Raw genomic sequence first — 14,201 nt, 5'->3', positions numbered from 1 at the left:
GACTAACAGAGTATTGACCCATAAGCTGTAGCTGTTTAACTTCCAGTGTAGCATCAACGGGACTAGCACACACTGCACCAACAGCTTTTGCTCTCTGATCCATACGGTCAAGAATATCTATCTGTTTTTGGATTTGCTGCTGTGTTGCATGTTGAGTCATATTAACCTCTCCGCCGGTAAAAATATCACCACCCTTACTTTTGCAAGCATGGTATGCCATAGATGATTGTTCAAGTGTTAGAGGTCTTAAGGCTGCTACCTTATCAAGTTCTGACACTCTGCTTTTTTTCAAACCAATTATATTCGCTGCTATTATCCGACGAATCGGAACTTGAGCATTGATAGCTGTCTTATTTTTACTAAATTCCTTTGCATATTTCCCAGAACCAATTGCATAAATGGTCTTTTCAATTGCAGGATCTCTAGATGTACGCAATATTTCTGGGTTGCCAGATTCGGGTGGGGAATATGCAAATAATTTAAGTGAAACGCCATCGAAGCGAATAATGAAAAACTGAACCCTATTGCTCTTGGCAAATGAAACCAATGTATCAAGAACAAACTCGGATTGCTGCGCTGTAGTATAATTTTGCAGGAACATTTTGAACATAAAATTCGTTCCAGCAAAACCATACATCACACCATCAATAGTGAGCGTTTTTAAAAAATCAGTTGAATCAAACCACTGTATTGGGAGATTGTCTCCATTTACCCATGTGACCCTGCTATCACTCGCCATTGTCACATTACCATTCGAGTTTCTAAATACTGTAGTGGTCACCGTGCTGCTCTCTAAATTATTGCTATTTATGTTTATGTTTTTTTGAAACTAAAAATAACCAGCATTGACTGGCAAATTCATTTTTTAACGCAACAAGCAACAAAAATAAGGAGCTGGATTTGCTACCGCCACTGAGTTACAGCCCCCAGATTGCTGCTTTTACATCGAATTTTGAATAACTATGCTGAACATGAATGGCCTCTCATGAGACAGCCTCTTTGCGTACATACTATACGAGACCGGGAGTAAATTAGAACCTGATAGATCATTATTTTGAACCAAGGCACGTTCTAGCCTCTCCCACTCCCTCAAAAAAGACATGTAATCAATTGAATTTATTGGGTTAAAAAATGACAGAAGTGAACATATTCTCAGTCTCACTCTCCTGCACATGGCACCAGGCCAGCACCGCCAGATAGAGCGGATACCAGCCCCGCTCCCATTGCCCACGGGTCAGTCCACCAGCCAACAGTTCAATTGCGCGTCTGATCTGGGTGCCCGGGATGGGGCGCAGGCCGGTACCGTTGCAGCGTGGGCAGACCTTATCGATCGCCTTGCCGTGCAGGAGGCTCAGTTCCAGGTCGCGGATCACTCCCCTCCCCCTGCAGAACTGCGGGTGACAGGCCGCCCCCGGCGTGTCCACCGTGCGGCAGTAGTGTTCCAGGGCCAACTCGGCCACCCGGCGCAAGGCCATGCCGTGGCCACGTTCCTTGTTGGCCCCCACATAGCGGGGAGCAAGCTTGGTGCACTCGGCCTGCACCGCCAGCAAGGCCTTCTTGGCATCCCCAAGGTCCTTGCAGTAGCGCGCCATCACCAGCGCCATGCCTGCCCCGTTATGCTTCTGAACAAATCCCAATGCTGTCATCACATCACTCTTTGTCAAATGAGAACGCCCCGTTGACTGGGCCTGATAGGCCTGCAGCATCACAGAACGAGGATCCCCAATCGCGATTGCATATTCAAAGCGCACTCATCACCTCCACCGTTACCGACACCATTCCCCCTTTCACTACCGGCCCGCGCTCCACCAGCAGCCGGTCGATCTGGCTATCGTCCAGCCACACTCCGGCGTGGGTCAGGGCGTCTTGCACCGCCTTCACCATGTTATCCAGATCCCGGGCTCGCCGGTCAGGGGCCTGTACCACCAGCCGCAGGGCCAACCGATCGGAGATCTGCTTGCCGGCCAGCTTGGCAACCAGGCAGGCATCGGCCGCAGCCTTGCGATAGACCCTCCCCTCCTGGCTCAACAGGGTTCTGGGCTTGCCACTTACGGCCACATTGCGCCAGATCCGGTTGGTTGAAGGGGGCCATGGCAGGGTCACTGTCCATGAATCAGCTTTTGGCATTGAACACTCCCAAGGAGCAAGCCAGCTCCAGTGTGTTGATAACGTGCTCCAACTGCGAACCGTGCTGGGCCTCCCAGGCCTTCCACCCGATCCGGTGCAACTCCATGTGTGGCTGGTGGGCGAGCGGGAACGCCATCAAGTCGTGTGCCTTGCTGCCCATCACACTCATCCCGTGACCCACAACGTGGTGCGCCTCGATGCCCTCGCGCTGACCTGTCACCACACAGGGCAACTGCCGCACAAAGGCCAGGTAGGCTGCACACTCCCAACGTTGGCGCTTGGGCTTGCCCAGGTGCAGGGCCGCGGGCTCGGGGTCGATATGGCGGATGGCAGGCTTGGCATTGATACGGGCCCGCAGATCGGCGAGCGGATCGCGCTCTGCCACTGCGAGGCGATGATCAAGATAGCGGGCGTCTGTCTCACGATTACCGCGGGGCGACCACTTCCGGTCCGGCTCGATGGGAGCAAGGCGGCAGGCTGCCCGCAGCAGCGGATCCGGCAAAGATGGAAGCACCTTATAGACAGTTGCCCACCAGCACAGATCCCGGGCAGTCAGTTCGGGCACAGCCACCCCACACCACCCGGCAAGCCGCTGCAGCACCACTCGAGCCAGCCACTCGGCTACATCGGCGAGGCTGATCGGCAACTGTCCATCGTGGTGCTCGTTGTCGTGATGCCAGCACAGCGGCAGGTGAACACCTTCCACCAGAACGGTGACGGATTCTCCCGTGCAGCCATCGGCTATCACACAATCAGCAGCATTGGCCGTCAACGACTCCCCGCCTGCAGCATTCACCACCGCAGCACAGGCCAAGGCCGGCACCAGCTCTGGGAACTGTGCCAACAGGTCGGATCCCTGATCATGTACCAGGCGCACCTGCTTGCCAGCCAGTTGGCGCCGCACCGCAGGCAGGCTGTCACCCAACGGCACCAGGGCCAGCCCCAGTGCTTCAACAAAAACGGTATTGCCTACGTTCACGCTTTCCCCCTGATCTCGTTCAGCCGCTGGCGGAACCACTCACGGTGCACTTCTTCCACCTCATCGATGGCGGCCACTACTACCTCACGCCCAATCTCGTTGCGGCGCCGGCGCCACACCAGCAGGTGCGCCTGCTTAATCAACTCGATGCGCTGCCGTTCAGCCGATGGCAGCAGGGCCAGGTTATGAGTCATGCAGCCACCCCGCGCAGAACGCCGTCACGGATCAGCCTTTCCACCAGCCACTGCTGGCCCTTGCCGGTGATCAGGGGGGTGAAACTGATGCGCCGTTCACCGTTACTGTCAAACGAGCTCTCCCGGGTAGCGAACAACCCGCGGTCCACATACTCCTGCATCGGCAGGTTCCAGCGCTCACCGCGGCAACTCATCAGGATCTTGCTATCACGCAGCAGGGTGAACAGCGTATTGGGGCCAAGGCCCACCGTCTTGGCAAATGCCGACAGGGTAATCCCCTTCTCCACGCTGGCGATCTGCTTGGCAAACTCCACGGCCGGGGCATCCATCGCCACCTTCTGCTCCAGCGCCATCTTCTGCTCAGCCAGCTCGGCGGCAAGACGCAGTGCTTCCGGCAGGGTCTGGGGGATCATCAGGGCGGGCTGGTGGGCCTGCTGCTCCAGCTCCTGCCATCGGCGAATAATCAGGATCCGCAGCTGGGCGCTGTAACCGGCCACCAGGCAAAGGGTCTCGTCCTTGTCCAGCAACAGGCAGGGCTGGGCACGACCAAGGCTGTCCTGGTACTCGGCTGACTTTTCAGCCGATTGAATCTCCACCAGCATCCGGCGAATATCGGCCAGCACGTTCTTGTGCTCCTTGCAGGTCAGCTCGGCGAGCTCCACGCTGGTCATCGTCAAGGGGGTCACGCCCCGCATCATCAATTCCATCTATCTACCCCCATCGAAACATTGGCGGCCAGGTACAACGCCAGACCGACGAGCAACAACAGCAACAACGCCGGCATCACGAGATCGCGCATTGGATCATCTCCAACGTGGCGGGCCGCTGTTGCTGGCCGCGCAAGGCGTTGACCGCCTTAACTACCTCCGCCAGCTCGGCCCCCTGCACCAGGTAGTGCCCGGCACGGTGAGCCTGTGAGGTAAACCCAAGCTGTTTCGGGCAATCCGACACCTCGAGGCGCACCTGCACCGGCAACCAGTCTTTCACCTCCGGGTACACCGCCACCCGCACATACTGGGCATGGCGAATGTCCCGCTCACATGCATCACTGAGCGACACAGCCATCACGCCATCCTCCCGGTAATCGTCACGCCCTCACGGCGTAGCTTGGCCAACAACTGCTGAAGATCGGCCTGCACCGCCTCATCAGTCACCTGGCGATCACGCACATAGACCCGGGCCTGCGCCTGCATCTCGCAAGCCCGCAGGGAGACCTGACGGCCAACCTGGGCAGACTTCGGTACCGGATTGCGCTGCAGGATGGCGGCCTTGACCTCGGCCGGGCGAGGAGCGAACGGGCGACCGGCATCATCGGCCAGCTCCAGCACCGCCTCGCGGATCTGCTGGGCAGTGAACCCGCGCAGCTGAACTCCCCAGGCCATGGCCACGCCGCGGGCATTGGCATCCAACTGGCTGGCACTGGCGGGCCAGCACCCTGCCATCAACGGCAACAGCTCGTCGGCCAGGAACATCGACATGCCGGTGCTCACCTGCAGACTGGCCGGATTGACGGGCAGGCTGGTCACGTTAGAGGGGAGTGTTGTCGTCATAATCGACCCCCGCGGCTCGCAAGGCCTGAACCTGCTGTTGGGCTTGCGCAAGGTTAGACAGGGGGCGCTGGTGGCTGGCAGACGGGTTGCAACGCTTGGCCTGCAACCGATCCCACTGCTGGCGCAGCTTCTGCGGGGACAGTACGTTGGCGCACCAGAACGCATCCCGGCTCACCCAGTCATACAGCTCGCAGATATCGCGGTGGCTGCGCTGGTCCAGCATGCGCATCAGTCGGATCACGTTGGCCCATTGCACCCAGTTCGGCTCAAGGACGTTCGGGGTGATGAGTTGTACCCGTCTGAACATCCACTGCGCAGTCATCAGGTCATCACCATTGCCCCACGTCTTGCCGTTCGGGGTCTGGATGGCCGCCTCAGGAATGACCCGGGTCTTGGACTTGGGTTCGGGATCGACAACCCCCAGAGTGGCGGGATCATCCCCAACCTGGTCGAAAGTCACGTCAGCGAGTTGTGACGAAGAGTCTTTAAGATCTTTGTTTGTTTTATTGTTTATCTTGTTTAGATCTTCGGCGTGATACTCCGCGCCTAACTCCGCGCCATCAGATTGTGATACCCCCTCCATCCCCTGCCCTGATGCGGGTTTCAACTCCGCGCCCAACTCCGCGCCAATGTGTTCTAAAACTCCGCGCTGGTAAGGGTCGTAGTTGAGCAAGGTGACCAAGGTGTACCCCCGGGTGCCCTGCTTGCTTGAACGGCTGATCATCCCCTCCTGCTCGAAAGCATCCAGGGATCGGCGGGCACTGTCTTCAGAGACGCCACAGGCCTCCCCCAGGGAGCGGGCCGAGCCCACGATCTGCCCACGCTGCAGCAGCAGACGATTGCTGTTGAAAGTCACCTCGCAGCGCTCGTGCGCCGCCTCCAGCAGCAGGTGCAGCCACAGCGCCTTGCGCACCGGGTCACGGTAGAACGGAGATTCCTTCAGGCTCTTGTAAAGCAGGACAAACCCGCTACGGCGGTTGTCGGCCACATTGCATCCTCGCGAAACAGGGGCGGCCACCGGGGCCGCCAGTCTGACTACCTCACCCATGGCTCACCTTCTTCACTCGTTTCGGTTTGGCCGCCTTCTTGGCGTCCTTCTCCTGCTGACGCAGCTTGCGCTGCAGCAACTTGGCCATCTTCTTCGCCTCCGCCAGGCACTTGGCAAAAGCCTGCCCCTTGGCAAAGCAGGGCGTGGTGCGAAAATGCTTCACAGCCTCCTGGGTCGCGGTGTGCACCACATCCGGGGTATATCCCCCCGAAGGCCACGTTGCGCTCGATGAACATCTCAGGATGCATGGGCAACCTCCTGCAGGTGCTGCTGCAAACAGGCCAGGTGGCGTTGTACCTGTTCGGCCGTGGCAGGAATACGCAACCCGCTGTAGACCAAAAAGGTCCCCCGAGTGCCCACCACCAACCTCGGCAGCGTGGGCGGAATGCATGAACGGCGCCTGCCTTGCGCGATCGACATTTGTTCGGTACGCTTCTCCATGTTCTTTTCTCCGCGAAAATGGACCTCGGGTCGGGCTGTTACAGCAGCGCCGGCCCACTCTTTTTGTGCTTCCTTCATCACTTCTCTCCTTGTGCATGTGAACCCGGGAACGGGCGCACTTGACTCGCCACCGACTCTTCCAGGCTCAGCAGCTCCTTGATGGCCCTATGTACTGCACCCGTGATGGCTTGCCTTTCCACAGGGTCGATTACCCCGTCTTGCCGCGCCTCGCGCAGCTCCCCAAACACTGCCGCGACCACCTCCCCCACCAGCATCACCTGGTCGGCTAGCTCTTCTTCGGTCACCGTGCTATCTGGCAGGGCCACCAGCGTATGACCGCGGGCCAGCGCCCAGGCCTGCAGGATGGCGTTGTCACCGGTCAGCTCGGTCACCGCCATCGCCTCGGACAGGGTCAGATGGTGGTCTTCACAGGCCGGGTTGAACTTGTTGTTCAGGGTGGTCGGACGCTTGGAGCCCATCAGGCGGGCCAGATCGGTGATGTTGTACCGGCGGCTCAACTGATAAGCGGCATCAATAGGGTCAGAAAGGTGGGAGTGTTCCCGCTTCACTCTCGTGGTTGTTCTGGTGGGTTTTGTCATGATGGTTCTCATCAACTTTCTGGCGGAAAAACATCATTGATGGAACAGTTAATCCCCCAGCCATTGATGGCAGATGTGATCTTTCGGCAGGTGGTCAATCCGGGTTTACGACGACTCTTTTCGTAATGGGCAACCGCCCCCTGCGTGACGCCAACTACAGCAGCCAAATCAGATTGTGTTTTGCCTGCTTTGTCTCGCAGTGCCTTGATGTTGTTCATAAACGACTCCGTTTCACTCAGGCCAAATAAATACGATATGTACTATACCACGTTTTGTAGTCATGACAATTTGTGCGTTGCCAATAAAAATACACAACGTAATATTTTCAGTATGGAAAAAGAGACATGGCACAGTCTGGCTAAGAGCCGGATGAAGAAACTTGGTATCACTCAGGAGCAACTAGCTGAAAAGCTAGGAGTAACTCAGGGGGCGATCGGTCATTGGCTAAACAAGCGCCGAGAACCTTCTATGGATATCATCCTGCAGATCATGGCTGCGCTTGAGCTGAAGAACATCAACATAGGTATTGACGGAACTATCGTGGATGATCAACAGAACATGGCGATCGTCCAACCCGACATTCATCGTATTCCAGTAATAAGCTATGTGCAGGCTGGGGTCTGGACAGAGACCTGTGAGATCCGCGAGTGCGATGGTAACTGGGTCTATATCACCACCGATCTCGAACTTGGCGACCGGGCTTTTGCCATTGAGCTAAAAGGCCACTCCATGGAGCCGGAGTTTGTCGAAGGGGATGTGGTGCTGATCGACCCTGATGAACACCCCCACCCAGGTGACTTCGTGGTGGCCAAAAATGGCGAGGAAGCGGCTACCTTCAAGAAATACCGTCCCCGAGGGGTGGGTGAGGATGGGCAGGAAGTCTTCGAGCTTGTACCACTTAATGACGACTTCCCCACCATGCGATCCGATCGCCAACATATCCAGATTATCGGCACCATGGTGGAACACCGCCGCCGCAGAAAACGCCGCTAGGAGACTCAACCATGGAGGGTTGTCATTCCTTAATATTGCCCGGATAAATAACAAAAAAGTAATGGGAACAGTTCCACATTTTTAAATGTTTACTAAGGGGATATGATGTCGGCACCAGCTGTTATTGAAGTTAGTGAGATAATTGAATCTCAAAATGTAATTAATAGTGTTATCGTCCACGATCTTACCAAAAAAGATGGCGTTTTAGCTATTGATGAAAGGCATGACCTGCTTCCTGTTACCAGAACCGTGCAACGTTTAGTGGACCAGTTGATTCATGTATATGGCAAGCGTCCAGGGAAATCGTTTGGACACTTTGAAAGTGATGAAGAAAATTATCCCGTTCAAAAGTATGTTCGGGAATACTATGTAGGGAAAAGCAAATCTTTCATTGAACTGACAATATCAATGATGAAGACACTCTGTGCAAAGGCGATGAAAACAGCCGCAACTGGTGGCCACGTTTTCATAGCACACACGAAGAGAGACGCCTCAGACTATCTACTTGTTGCAATCCTTACCGATGAGATTGGTGCCGCATTGACTGAGGGAAAGGATGTAGAGGATAGCGTTTATCTAGATATTAAGGGTTTTAGATTAGCGGGCAAGATCGATATGACCAGTTGGAATGCTGGAAGTGAACGCTACTTAAGCTTTTTGAAAGGACGGGACCAAGCCAAAGTTTCAGACTATTTCAAGGCCTTCCTTGGTTGTGATAATAGTGTCGCTGCGGCAGCAGAGACCGCAACTCTAATAAAAGGTCTAGAATCTTTTGCGACTAAGCGCGAAATGAATGAAATTGAAAAAGAGGCCTTCCTTAGCAAAGCTCACGCTATATGTTCTAAGTTTTCTAAAGAAGATGAACCATTTGATATTCAGGCATTTTCAAATGAGCTTTGGCCTAACACACCTGATGAACTAGTTGAAGAGTTGTCTGACCCAGAGCTAAAGCTGTCTGAAGGATTTGTTCCGGACCGTCGAGTACTACGAAAGCTGGTAAAGTTCTCTGGTCAAACCAAGTCATGGAAGTTCGAATGTGATCGGACCGCACTAAATGAAAAGCACGTACTCTTCAATACTGATGAGACATTGACAATCACCAACGTACCTGATGAGCTCAAGACTAGGTTACGTAACGAGTTGCGACAAGACGACGGAGATGATGAGTAAGGCTACATTCCCTCTCCTACTGAGCATTTACCGCAACGTGGTGTTCGATAGCAACGCCACTAGCGGATTGCTGGAACTATCAAGTCAAGACTTGAGAGATGCCCTTATCTTGCTTCTGAAGGAGGAGAATCTTGACGATTCAGGGATATGCCTCACTTCTGGAGATCCTGACCAGTTAGTAGTTGGACAAAAAGTACATGTGCGCATAGATTCTCCTAGAATCGGTCTTGGTGTGTTGGCTATCGATTTGGATAACCTACTCAGAACCAGAAAAGCTCATATTGAAGAGCCGAAGCGTTATTTTTTAATTAACAGTAAATATGGCCGAGGAGATTCAGATGTCCCTTCTGATATACAACTATATCAGAAGCTGCTTACCTTTATAAATTTACTCAAGGAATCTGCCGCATACTTAGACTCCGATAGAGAGGAGTTAGTATTTATTAATGAAGGTAAATTTTCATTACCAATAAGCTACGACACATCAGACCTTCTTTCTGCTGATTTTTCGGTCATGCAAAAGATCGTAGAAACGTTCACAAATGATACTCATAGAGAGCAAAAACTTGTTATTCTCGCTGATGCAGCAATCAATCTTATAAAGAGCACCCCTTCAGAGAATCGATTCCAACAGTTACTGTCGCATTTATCTGAGCTTCAAAAGAAATTTTCAGACGGGTATAAACTTTTTGTTTCTAATTTTTCTTATGACAAAGTCAGAAGCGATCTTGAAGCTGCCAAAATTGAATATACCGGAAAGATACATAAGGTATTTTCCGATATTCAGAACCAAGTGGTCGGTATTCCTGTAGCTACAGTTATTATCGCTACACAAATGAAAGATGCAAGCACGGATAAAGCGACAAGTTATGAGACTTGGGTTAACTCAGCAGTATTATTGGGTTGTTGGATTTTCGTTATCCTAGTAAGTTTCCTTATTTGTAACCAACGACATACACTTGAGGTTCTAGATAGCGAAATCACTCGCCAGAAAGAATTAATTAAGAATAAACACCAAACCATTGCGTCAAATTTTAACGACATTTTTCAAGCGTTAGACAAACGGCTTTTTTTTCAGAAATGCATCCTATGGGCAATATCTATTGTTCTGGCGATCGGTTTTGTTTTAGCTCATGTTGTATATTTCTCTCTTACCCCTGATGCTTGGTGGTGGATAAAAAGCATAGCTTGCTAGTACTCTTAACACATAGTGTTTGAACAAACCACACCTAGGTACATGGTTTAACGCTTCTGCTAGGTTGCAATAGACATGCCTCACAAATGAAGCCCACCAGCACGGTGGGTTCATTGTTTCCCCTTCGAGGACCTAAAAGTACATTATGTATTGACCGGAATATATACAAAATGTATTTTATCTCGTACACACCAGTGAACGGGATCAACCATGTCAAACCACCAACACAGCAAGCGCATCTACATCGCCGGCCCCATGTCCGGCCTTCCTGACTGCAACCGCCCTACCTTCCATGCCGAGGCCAACCACCAACGTGAGAACGGCCATATCCCGCTCAACCCTGCCACCCTACCCGATGGCCTGACCCAAGCCGAGTACATGGCCTGCTGCCTGCCCATGCTCATGCTCGCCGATGAGCTGGTCATGCTCCCCGACTGGCGCGATAGCCAGGGCGCCATCGCCGAGTTCCACCTCGCCATGAAGTGCGGCAAGGTCATCCGCCAAGCCGAAGACGGCTTTGCCTGGTACCCCACCAGCCCCGAGGTGGCGGCATGAAGATCCAGGTATCTACCAACACCAAGCTGGGTCTGACCGAGCTCGACCGCCTGGATCCGGTCACCATCTACCTTGAGAACTTCGAGCCAGGGCGCGGCCGGATCACCATTACCTGCTTCCGCAAGAGCTGGTCAGCGAGCTGGCCCGCCATGGGCGGCCGTAGTGTCGAGCAGTTCTTCGTTTCATGCGATGACGATTATTTGGCAGGCAACCTGAGCACCTGCCGCTCACATGTGCCGATCACCAACATGGGTGAGCTTGGCGAGTATTTGCGGGGCAAGATTATCCAGCAACGCCGGTGCGGAGAGTTGGAAAAGGACGATGCCCTCAAATTCTGGAATGAGGCAGATAGCATCACTCTCACCAATGACTACTGCAGCAACACGGCGCTGATGGAAGCCGTTCTTGGGGACGAATGGTGGATGGACCTTCCGGAGAAAAAAAACCCCGACTACACGCACCTGATCCGCGTCATTCAAGCGGTTCGCGAAGGGCTACGCCAGTACATCTCCCAAGGGCAGGAGGCTGCATGAACCACTACGCCCAAGCGCTGGCCGAGCTGCAGGTCCAGCCAGACCACGAACTTAAACAGATCGGCGACCAGTGGCAGACCCCCAAGGCATTGGCCTGGGGCCTATTCCACCAGTTCGCCCCCACCCTCGGGCCGGTGGTACTCGACATGTTTGCCGACGACTGCAACCACCTGGTGCCGCACTACTACGATGCCGAAGACAACGCCCTCACCCAGGAGCTGGCCGCCGACCTACGCCGCCTGGGGGGCGTGGCCTACGCCAACCCGCCCTATTCGCGCCCCTGCACGGATAGCGAGGGCAAACCCATCACCGGGATGGAGGCCATCCTCAACTACTGCTGTGAACAGCGGGCGCTGGGCGCCAAGATCATGCTGCTTATCAAGGCGGCCACCAGCGAGACCTGGTGGCCGGAGGATGCCGACTTCATCCAGTTCATCAGCGGCCGCATCGGCTTTGAGGTGCCGAGCTGGTACGTCCCCCGCGACCCTAAGAAGGACAAGCCCAGCTCCAGCGGCTTTGCCTCTGCCGTGGTGATTTTCGACACCACCTGGCAGGGCGAGCGCCGCCCCGAGGCGCGCCTGCGCCGTGACGACCTCATCACCACCGGCCAGATCATTCTCGACATGATCCACCGCCAGGCCGTAGAGCTCACCTTGGCCGCCGATCAGGTCATCCGGAGCACCACACACAAGCTGGCACCGGCTGTGATCCAAGATCAGCCTGCTGCGGCCGAACCGGTGCCAGTGATCACACCCCAAGGTATCGAACCTCTTCAGGACTGGCAGCACCACCCAGCTATCAAATCGGTCATCTATCAGATTGATGAAGCTGACCTGCTCACACCTGCCAATACACGGTTACTGGCTGGCTACATCCATAACCTGCAGGCGAGCGGCACTGATGGTGTAGTGATCCTCGAGAACGCCATCCAAATGGCCAGGCACCTGTTGACCCCGGATGAAAATCAACTGCCGCTCTCTCTGAACGATGAGGTGACCGCATGATCAAGTCCACTCGCCGCTCCCGTACCGTCAGGGCCAAGGTGAGCCGGGCTCCGCTCAACCTGAAGTCTGCCATCAACGTGGATCTGTTCGCTGGCGGCGGTGGCGCCAGCACCGGGCTAGAGCGCGGGCTGGGTCGCCCGGTGCACATCGCCATCAACCACAACCCCAAGGCGCTCTCCATGCACCAGGCAAACCACCCGGAAGCCCTGCATCTGCAAGAGGATATCTGGGCAGTGGATCCGGTTACGGTGCTGGCGGGGCGCTCGATCGGTTGGCTGCATGCCAGCCCGGATTGCACCCACCACTCCCAGGCCGCTGGCGGTCAGCCGCGCAAGCAGGAGATCCGCAGCCTGGCCTGGGTGATAACCAAGTGGCTTGCCCTGGGCAAACCTGCCGTGCTCTCCATGGAGAACGTCAAGCAGATGCGCACCTGGGGGCCCCTCGTCGCCAAGCGGGACAAGGCCACCGGCCGGGTGATCAAGCTGGTCGAGGTTCTGCGCGGCAAGAAGACCAAGATCGAGCAGCATATCGCCGAGCCCGGGGAGCGGGTGCCACGCCAGCAGCAGTATCTGGTACCGGATCCCAAGCGGGCGGGCCAGACCTGGCGCCGCTTTCTGGCCAGTATCGAACGCATGGGGTATGAACTGGACCATACCGTCAAGAATGCAGCCGATTACGGTGCGGCCACCAGCCGCCAGCGCCTCTACCTCGTTGCCCGCCGAGACGGGGAGCCCGTTTGCTGGCCCGCCCCAACCCATTGCAAGGCACCGGTACCAGGCAGTCACCTCAAACCGTACCGAGTGACGGCGGATCACATTGACTGGTCGATCCCCACCCCCAGCATTTTCCTCACCAAGGAAGAAGCCCGGGCACAAGGGCTCAATGTCAAACGCCCGCTGGCCGATGCCACCTTGGAGCGCGTGGCGATCGGGGTGATCCGCGAGGTGCTGACCAATTCCAAGCCCTTCATCATTGAGCTGGCCAACTGGTCAGGGCGAGGTATCGATTCGGTTGATGCCCCGCTGCGCACCATCACCGGCTGGCCCAAGGGTGGCGCGTTCGCCGTCTGCAACCCGAGTCTGGCCCCTCTTGTGGTGCGCCACTTCGGTAAAGGAGGCGAGCACGGGGTGGATGTACCTGCTGCGGCCATCATGGCCGGCGGCGGTGGCAAGTCCATGCTGGCGGCCCCCTTGATGGTGCAGGCCAACGGTGGGTTCAACACCGTGCCTGCTAGATCCGTGGCTGACCCATGCAGCACCATCACCTCGAGCGGTAGCCAGCAGCAACTGGCCTCCGCTTTCATGGTGCACCTGCGCAAGAACCTGCCGCCGAGCACTCCGGAGAGCCAGCTCCCCACCATCGTTTCGGCGGGCCAGCACCACGCCCTGGTGCAAACAGTGATGGCTAGCCCGGGTGAGTTTGGCCTGACACCGGAGCAAGAGGCCGGGGCCCTGCGGGTCAGCGCCTTCCTGATGCGCTACTACTCGAGCGGTGGGCAGTGGGGGGCCGTCACCGACCCGATGCACACCATCACCACCAAGGACCGGCTGGCACTGGTGACCGTGGCCTGGTGTGGCAACACTTGGGTGATCGTGGATATCGGCCTGCGCATGCTGGTACCGAAGGAGCTCTATGGCTGCCAGGGCATGCCACGCCACTACATCCATGACCGCGGTCACGATGGCACCCCGCTTTCCATCACCGATCAGGTTCTGATGGTCGGCAACAGCGTCAGCCCGCCGCCGATGGCGGCCATCGCCAGAGCCAACAACCCATACAAGCACCTGCAGATAAGGAAGGCAGCATGACCAAG

The 14,201-nt window shown here is 55.7% G+C and carries 20 protein-coding genes; 7 read left to right on the top strand and 13 right to left on the bottom strand.

Annotated elements, in window-relative coordinates:
- The 13 genes from LG30_RS22015 to LG30_RS21525 all read right to left on the bottom strand — a co-directional run.
- The coding region (locus LG30_RS22015) for a hypothetical protein (protein ID WP_152599142.1) at positions 1–781 on the bottom strand (781 nt) is incomplete at its 3' end.
- Positions 782–1,124: 343 nt separating this feature from the next.
- Positions 1,125–1,646 (bottom strand): antitermination protein Q, encoded by a 522-nt coding sequence (locus LG30_RS0108695; protein ID WP_052100936.1) that lies wholly within the window; start codon positions 1,644–1,646, stop codon positions 1,125–1,127.
- Positions 1,647–1,740: 94 nt separating this feature from the next.
- Positions 1,741–2,127, bottom strand: a complete 387-nt coding sequence (locus tag LG30_RS0108690) for a RusA family crossover junction endodeoxyribonuclease (protein WP_033130305.1) — start codon at positions 2,125–2,127, stop codon at positions 1,741–1,743.
- Positions 2,114–3,106: a DUF968 domain-containing protein gene (locus LG30_RS0108685; protein WP_033130304.1), complete on the bottom strand. Its 993-nt coding sequence runs from the start codon at positions 3,104–3,106 to the stop codon at positions 2,114–2,116. The genes LG30_RS0108690 and LG30_RS0108685 overlap by 14 nt, the downstream gene beginning before the upstream one ends.
- A complete protein-coding gene (locus LG30_RS0108680; protein ID WP_033130303.1) occupies positions 3,103–3,300 on the bottom strand; it encodes a DUF3283 family protein in 198 nt (65 codons plus the stop codon). The genes LG30_RS0108685 and LG30_RS0108680 overlap by 4 nt, the downstream gene beginning before the upstream one ends.
- Complete coding sequence (locus LG30_RS0108675; RefSeq protein WP_033130302.1) at positions 3,297–4,007, bottom strand: phage antirepressor KilAC domain-containing protein; 711 nt, start codon at positions 4,005–4,007, stop codon at positions 3,297–3,299. The genes LG30_RS0108680 and LG30_RS0108675 overlap by 4 nt, the downstream gene beginning before the upstream one ends.
- 76 nt (positions 4,008–4,083) lie before the next feature.
- Positions 4,084–4,365, bottom strand: a complete 282-nt coding sequence (locus LG30_RS0108670) for a hypothetical protein (RefSeq protein ID WP_033130301.1) — start codon at positions 4,363–4,365, stop codon at positions 4,084–4,086.
- Entirely contained in the window at positions 4,365–4,850 is a 486-nt protein-coding gene (locus LG30_RS0108665; protein ID WP_152599140.1) for a hypothetical protein, read from the bottom strand. Before LG30_RS0108665 ends, LG30_RS0108670 begins: the two co-directional genes overlap by 1 nt.
- The gene (locus tag LG30_RS0108660; protein ID WP_152599138.1) at positions 4,828–5,838 is read right to left on the bottom strand and encodes a helix-turn-helix domain-containing protein; all 1,011 of its coding nucleotides are present in this window, start codon (positions 5,836–5,838) and stop codon (positions 4,828–4,830) included. The genes LG30_RS0108665 and LG30_RS0108660 overlap by 23 nt, the downstream gene beginning before the upstream one ends.
- A gap of 52 nt (positions 5,839–5,890) precedes the next feature.
- Complete coding sequence (locus tag LG30_RS22370) at positions 5,891–6,061, bottom strand: hypothetical protein (protein WP_161785827.1); 171 nt, start codon at positions 6,059–6,061, stop codon at positions 5,891–5,893.
- Positions 6,062–6,135: 74 nt separating this feature from the next.
- Positions 6,136–6,417 carry a hypothetical protein gene (locus LG30_RS0108655; RefSeq protein WP_238566405.1) on the bottom strand — a complete coding sequence of 94 codons (282 nt, stop codon included), beginning with the start codon at positions 6,415–6,417 and terminating at the stop codon, positions 6,136–6,138.
- Entirely contained in the window at positions 6,417–6,938 is a 522-nt protein-coding gene (locus LG30_RS0108650) for a phage regulatory CII family protein (protein ID WP_052100929.1), read from the bottom strand. Before LG30_RS0108650 ends, LG30_RS0108655 begins: the two co-directional genes overlap by 1 nt.
- 11 nt (positions 6,939–6,949) lie before the next feature.
- The gene (locus tag LG30_RS21525; RefSeq protein WP_081966096.1) at positions 6,950–7,156 is read right to left on the bottom strand and encodes a helix-turn-helix transcriptional regulator; all 207 of its coding nucleotides are present in this window, start codon (positions 7,154–7,156) and stop codon (positions 6,950–6,952) included.
- Between the two features lie 37 nt (positions 7,157–7,193).
- Between LG30_RS21525 and LG30_RS0108645 the strand changes: the two genes are divergently transcribed.
- From LG30_RS0108645 to LG30_RS0108615, 7 genes are all read left to right on the top strand, one after another.
- A complete protein-coding gene (locus LG30_RS0108645; RefSeq protein WP_238566404.1) occupies positions 7,194–7,931 on the top strand; it encodes a LexA family protein in 738 nt (245 codons plus the stop codon).
- Positions 7,932–8,036: 105 nt separating this feature from the next.
- Entirely contained in the window at positions 8,037–9,101 is a 1,065-nt protein-coding gene (locus LG30_RS0108640) for a nucleoid-associated protein (RefSeq protein WP_052100926.1), read from the top strand.
- Complete coding sequence (locus LG30_RS0108635; protein ID WP_033130298.1) at positions 9,091–10,296, top strand: hypothetical protein; 1,206 nt, start codon at positions 9,091–9,093, stop codon at positions 10,294–10,296. The genes LG30_RS0108640 and LG30_RS0108635 overlap by 11 nt, the downstream gene beginning before the upstream one ends.
- Before the next feature lie 210 nt (positions 10,297–10,506).
- Positions 10,507–10,851 (top strand): DUF4406 domain-containing protein, encoded by a 345-nt coding sequence (locus LG30_RS0108630; protein WP_033130297.1) that lies wholly within the window; start codon positions 10,507–10,509, stop codon positions 10,849–10,851.
- A complete protein-coding gene (locus tag LG30_RS0108625; RefSeq protein ID WP_033130296.1) occupies positions 10,848–11,384 on the top strand; it encodes a phiTE_072 family protein in 537 nt (178 codons plus the stop codon). Before LG30_RS0108630 ends, LG30_RS0108625 begins: the two co-directional genes overlap by 4 nt.
- Positions 11,381–12,388, top strand: a complete 1,008-nt coding sequence (locus tag LG30_RS0108620; protein WP_033130295.1) for a phage N-6-adenine-methyltransferase — start codon at positions 11,381–11,383, stop codon at positions 12,386–12,388. Before LG30_RS0108625 ends, LG30_RS0108620 begins: the two co-directional genes overlap by 4 nt.
- Complete coding sequence (locus LG30_RS0108615) at positions 12,385–14,196, top strand: DNA cytosine methyltransferase (RefSeq protein ID WP_052100924.1); 1,812 nt, start codon at positions 12,385–12,387, stop codon at positions 14,194–14,196. The genes LG30_RS0108620 and LG30_RS0108615 overlap by 4 nt, the downstream gene beginning before the upstream one ends.
- Positions 14,197–14,201 lie beyond the last annotated feature (5 nt).

The organism is Aeromonas aquatica (assembly GCF_000764655.1).
Classification (GTDB): Bacteria; Pseudomonadota; Gammaproteobacteria; order Enterobacterales; family Aeromonadaceae; genus Aeromonas; species Aeromonas aquatica.
Note: the sequence above shows the minus strand (reverse complement) of the source record. Positions and strands in the feature narration are given on the sequence as shown.

Excerpts from the sequence above, each read along its gene's own strand:
- LG30_RS0108690 (WP_033130305.1), bottom strand. The coding sequence starts at position 2,127 with ATGCCAAAAGCTGATTCATGGACAGTGACCCTGCCATGGCCCCCTTCA.
- LG30_RS21525 (WP_081966096.1), bottom strand. The coding sequence starts at position 7,156 with ATGAACAACATCAAGGCACTGCGAGACAAAGCAGGCAAAACACAATCT.
- LG30_RS0108655 (WP_238566405.1), bottom strand. The coding sequence starts at position 6,417 with ATGAAGGAAGCACAAAAAGAGTGGGCCGGCGCTGCTGTAACAGCCCGA.
- LG30_RS0108680 (WP_033130303.1), bottom strand. The coding sequence starts at position 3,300 with ATGACTCATAACCTGGCCCTGCTGCCATCGGCTGAACGGCAGCGCATC.
- LG30_RS0108670 (WP_033130301.1), bottom strand. The coding sequence starts at position 4,365 with ATGGCTGTGTCGCTCAGTGATGCATGTGAGCGGGACATTCGCCATGCC.
- LG30_RS0108645 (WP_238566404.1), top strand. The coding sequence starts at position 7,194 with ATGTACTATACCACGTTTTGTAGTCATGACAATTTGTGCGTTGCCAAT.
- LG30_RS0108615 (WP_052100924.1), top strand. The coding sequence starts at position 12,385 with ATGATCAAGTCCACTCGCCGCTCCCGTACCGTCAGGGCCAAGGTGAGC.
- LG30_RS0108665 (WP_152599140.1), bottom strand. The coding sequence starts at position 4,850 with ATGACGACAACACTCCCCTCTAACGTGACCAGCCTGCCCGTCAATCCG.
- LG30_RS0108630 (WP_033130297.1), top strand. The coding sequence starts at position 10,507 with ATGTCAAACCACCAACACAGCAAGCGCATCTACATCGCCGGCCCCATG.
- LG30_RS0108620 (WP_033130295.1), top strand. The coding sequence starts at position 11,381 with ATGAACCACTACGCCCAAGCGCTGGCCGAGCTGCAGGTCCAGCCAGAC.
- LG30_RS0108675 (WP_033130302.1), bottom strand. The coding sequence starts at position 4,007 with ATGGAATTGATGATGCGGGGCGTGACCCCCTTGACGATGACCAGCGTG.
- LG30_RS0108635 (WP_033130298.1), top strand. The coding sequence starts at position 9,091 with ATGATGAGTAAGGCTACATTCCCTCTCCTACTGAGCATTTACCGCAAC.
- LG30_RS0108625 (WP_033130296.1), top strand. The coding sequence starts at position 10,848 with ATGAAGATCCAGGTATCTACCAACACCAAGCTGGGTCTGACCGAGCTC.
- LG30_RS0108640 (WP_052100926.1), top strand. The coding sequence starts at position 8,037 with ATGTCGGCACCAGCTGTTATTGAAGTTAGTGAGATAATTGAATCTCAA.
- LG30_RS0108695 (WP_052100936.1), bottom strand. The coding sequence starts at position 1,646 with ATGACAGCATTGGGATTTGTTCAGAAGCATAACGGGGCAGGCATGGCG.
- LG30_RS0108650 (WP_052100929.1), bottom strand. The coding sequence starts at position 6,938 with ATGACAAAACCCACCAGAACAACCACGAGAGTGAAGCGGGAACACTCC.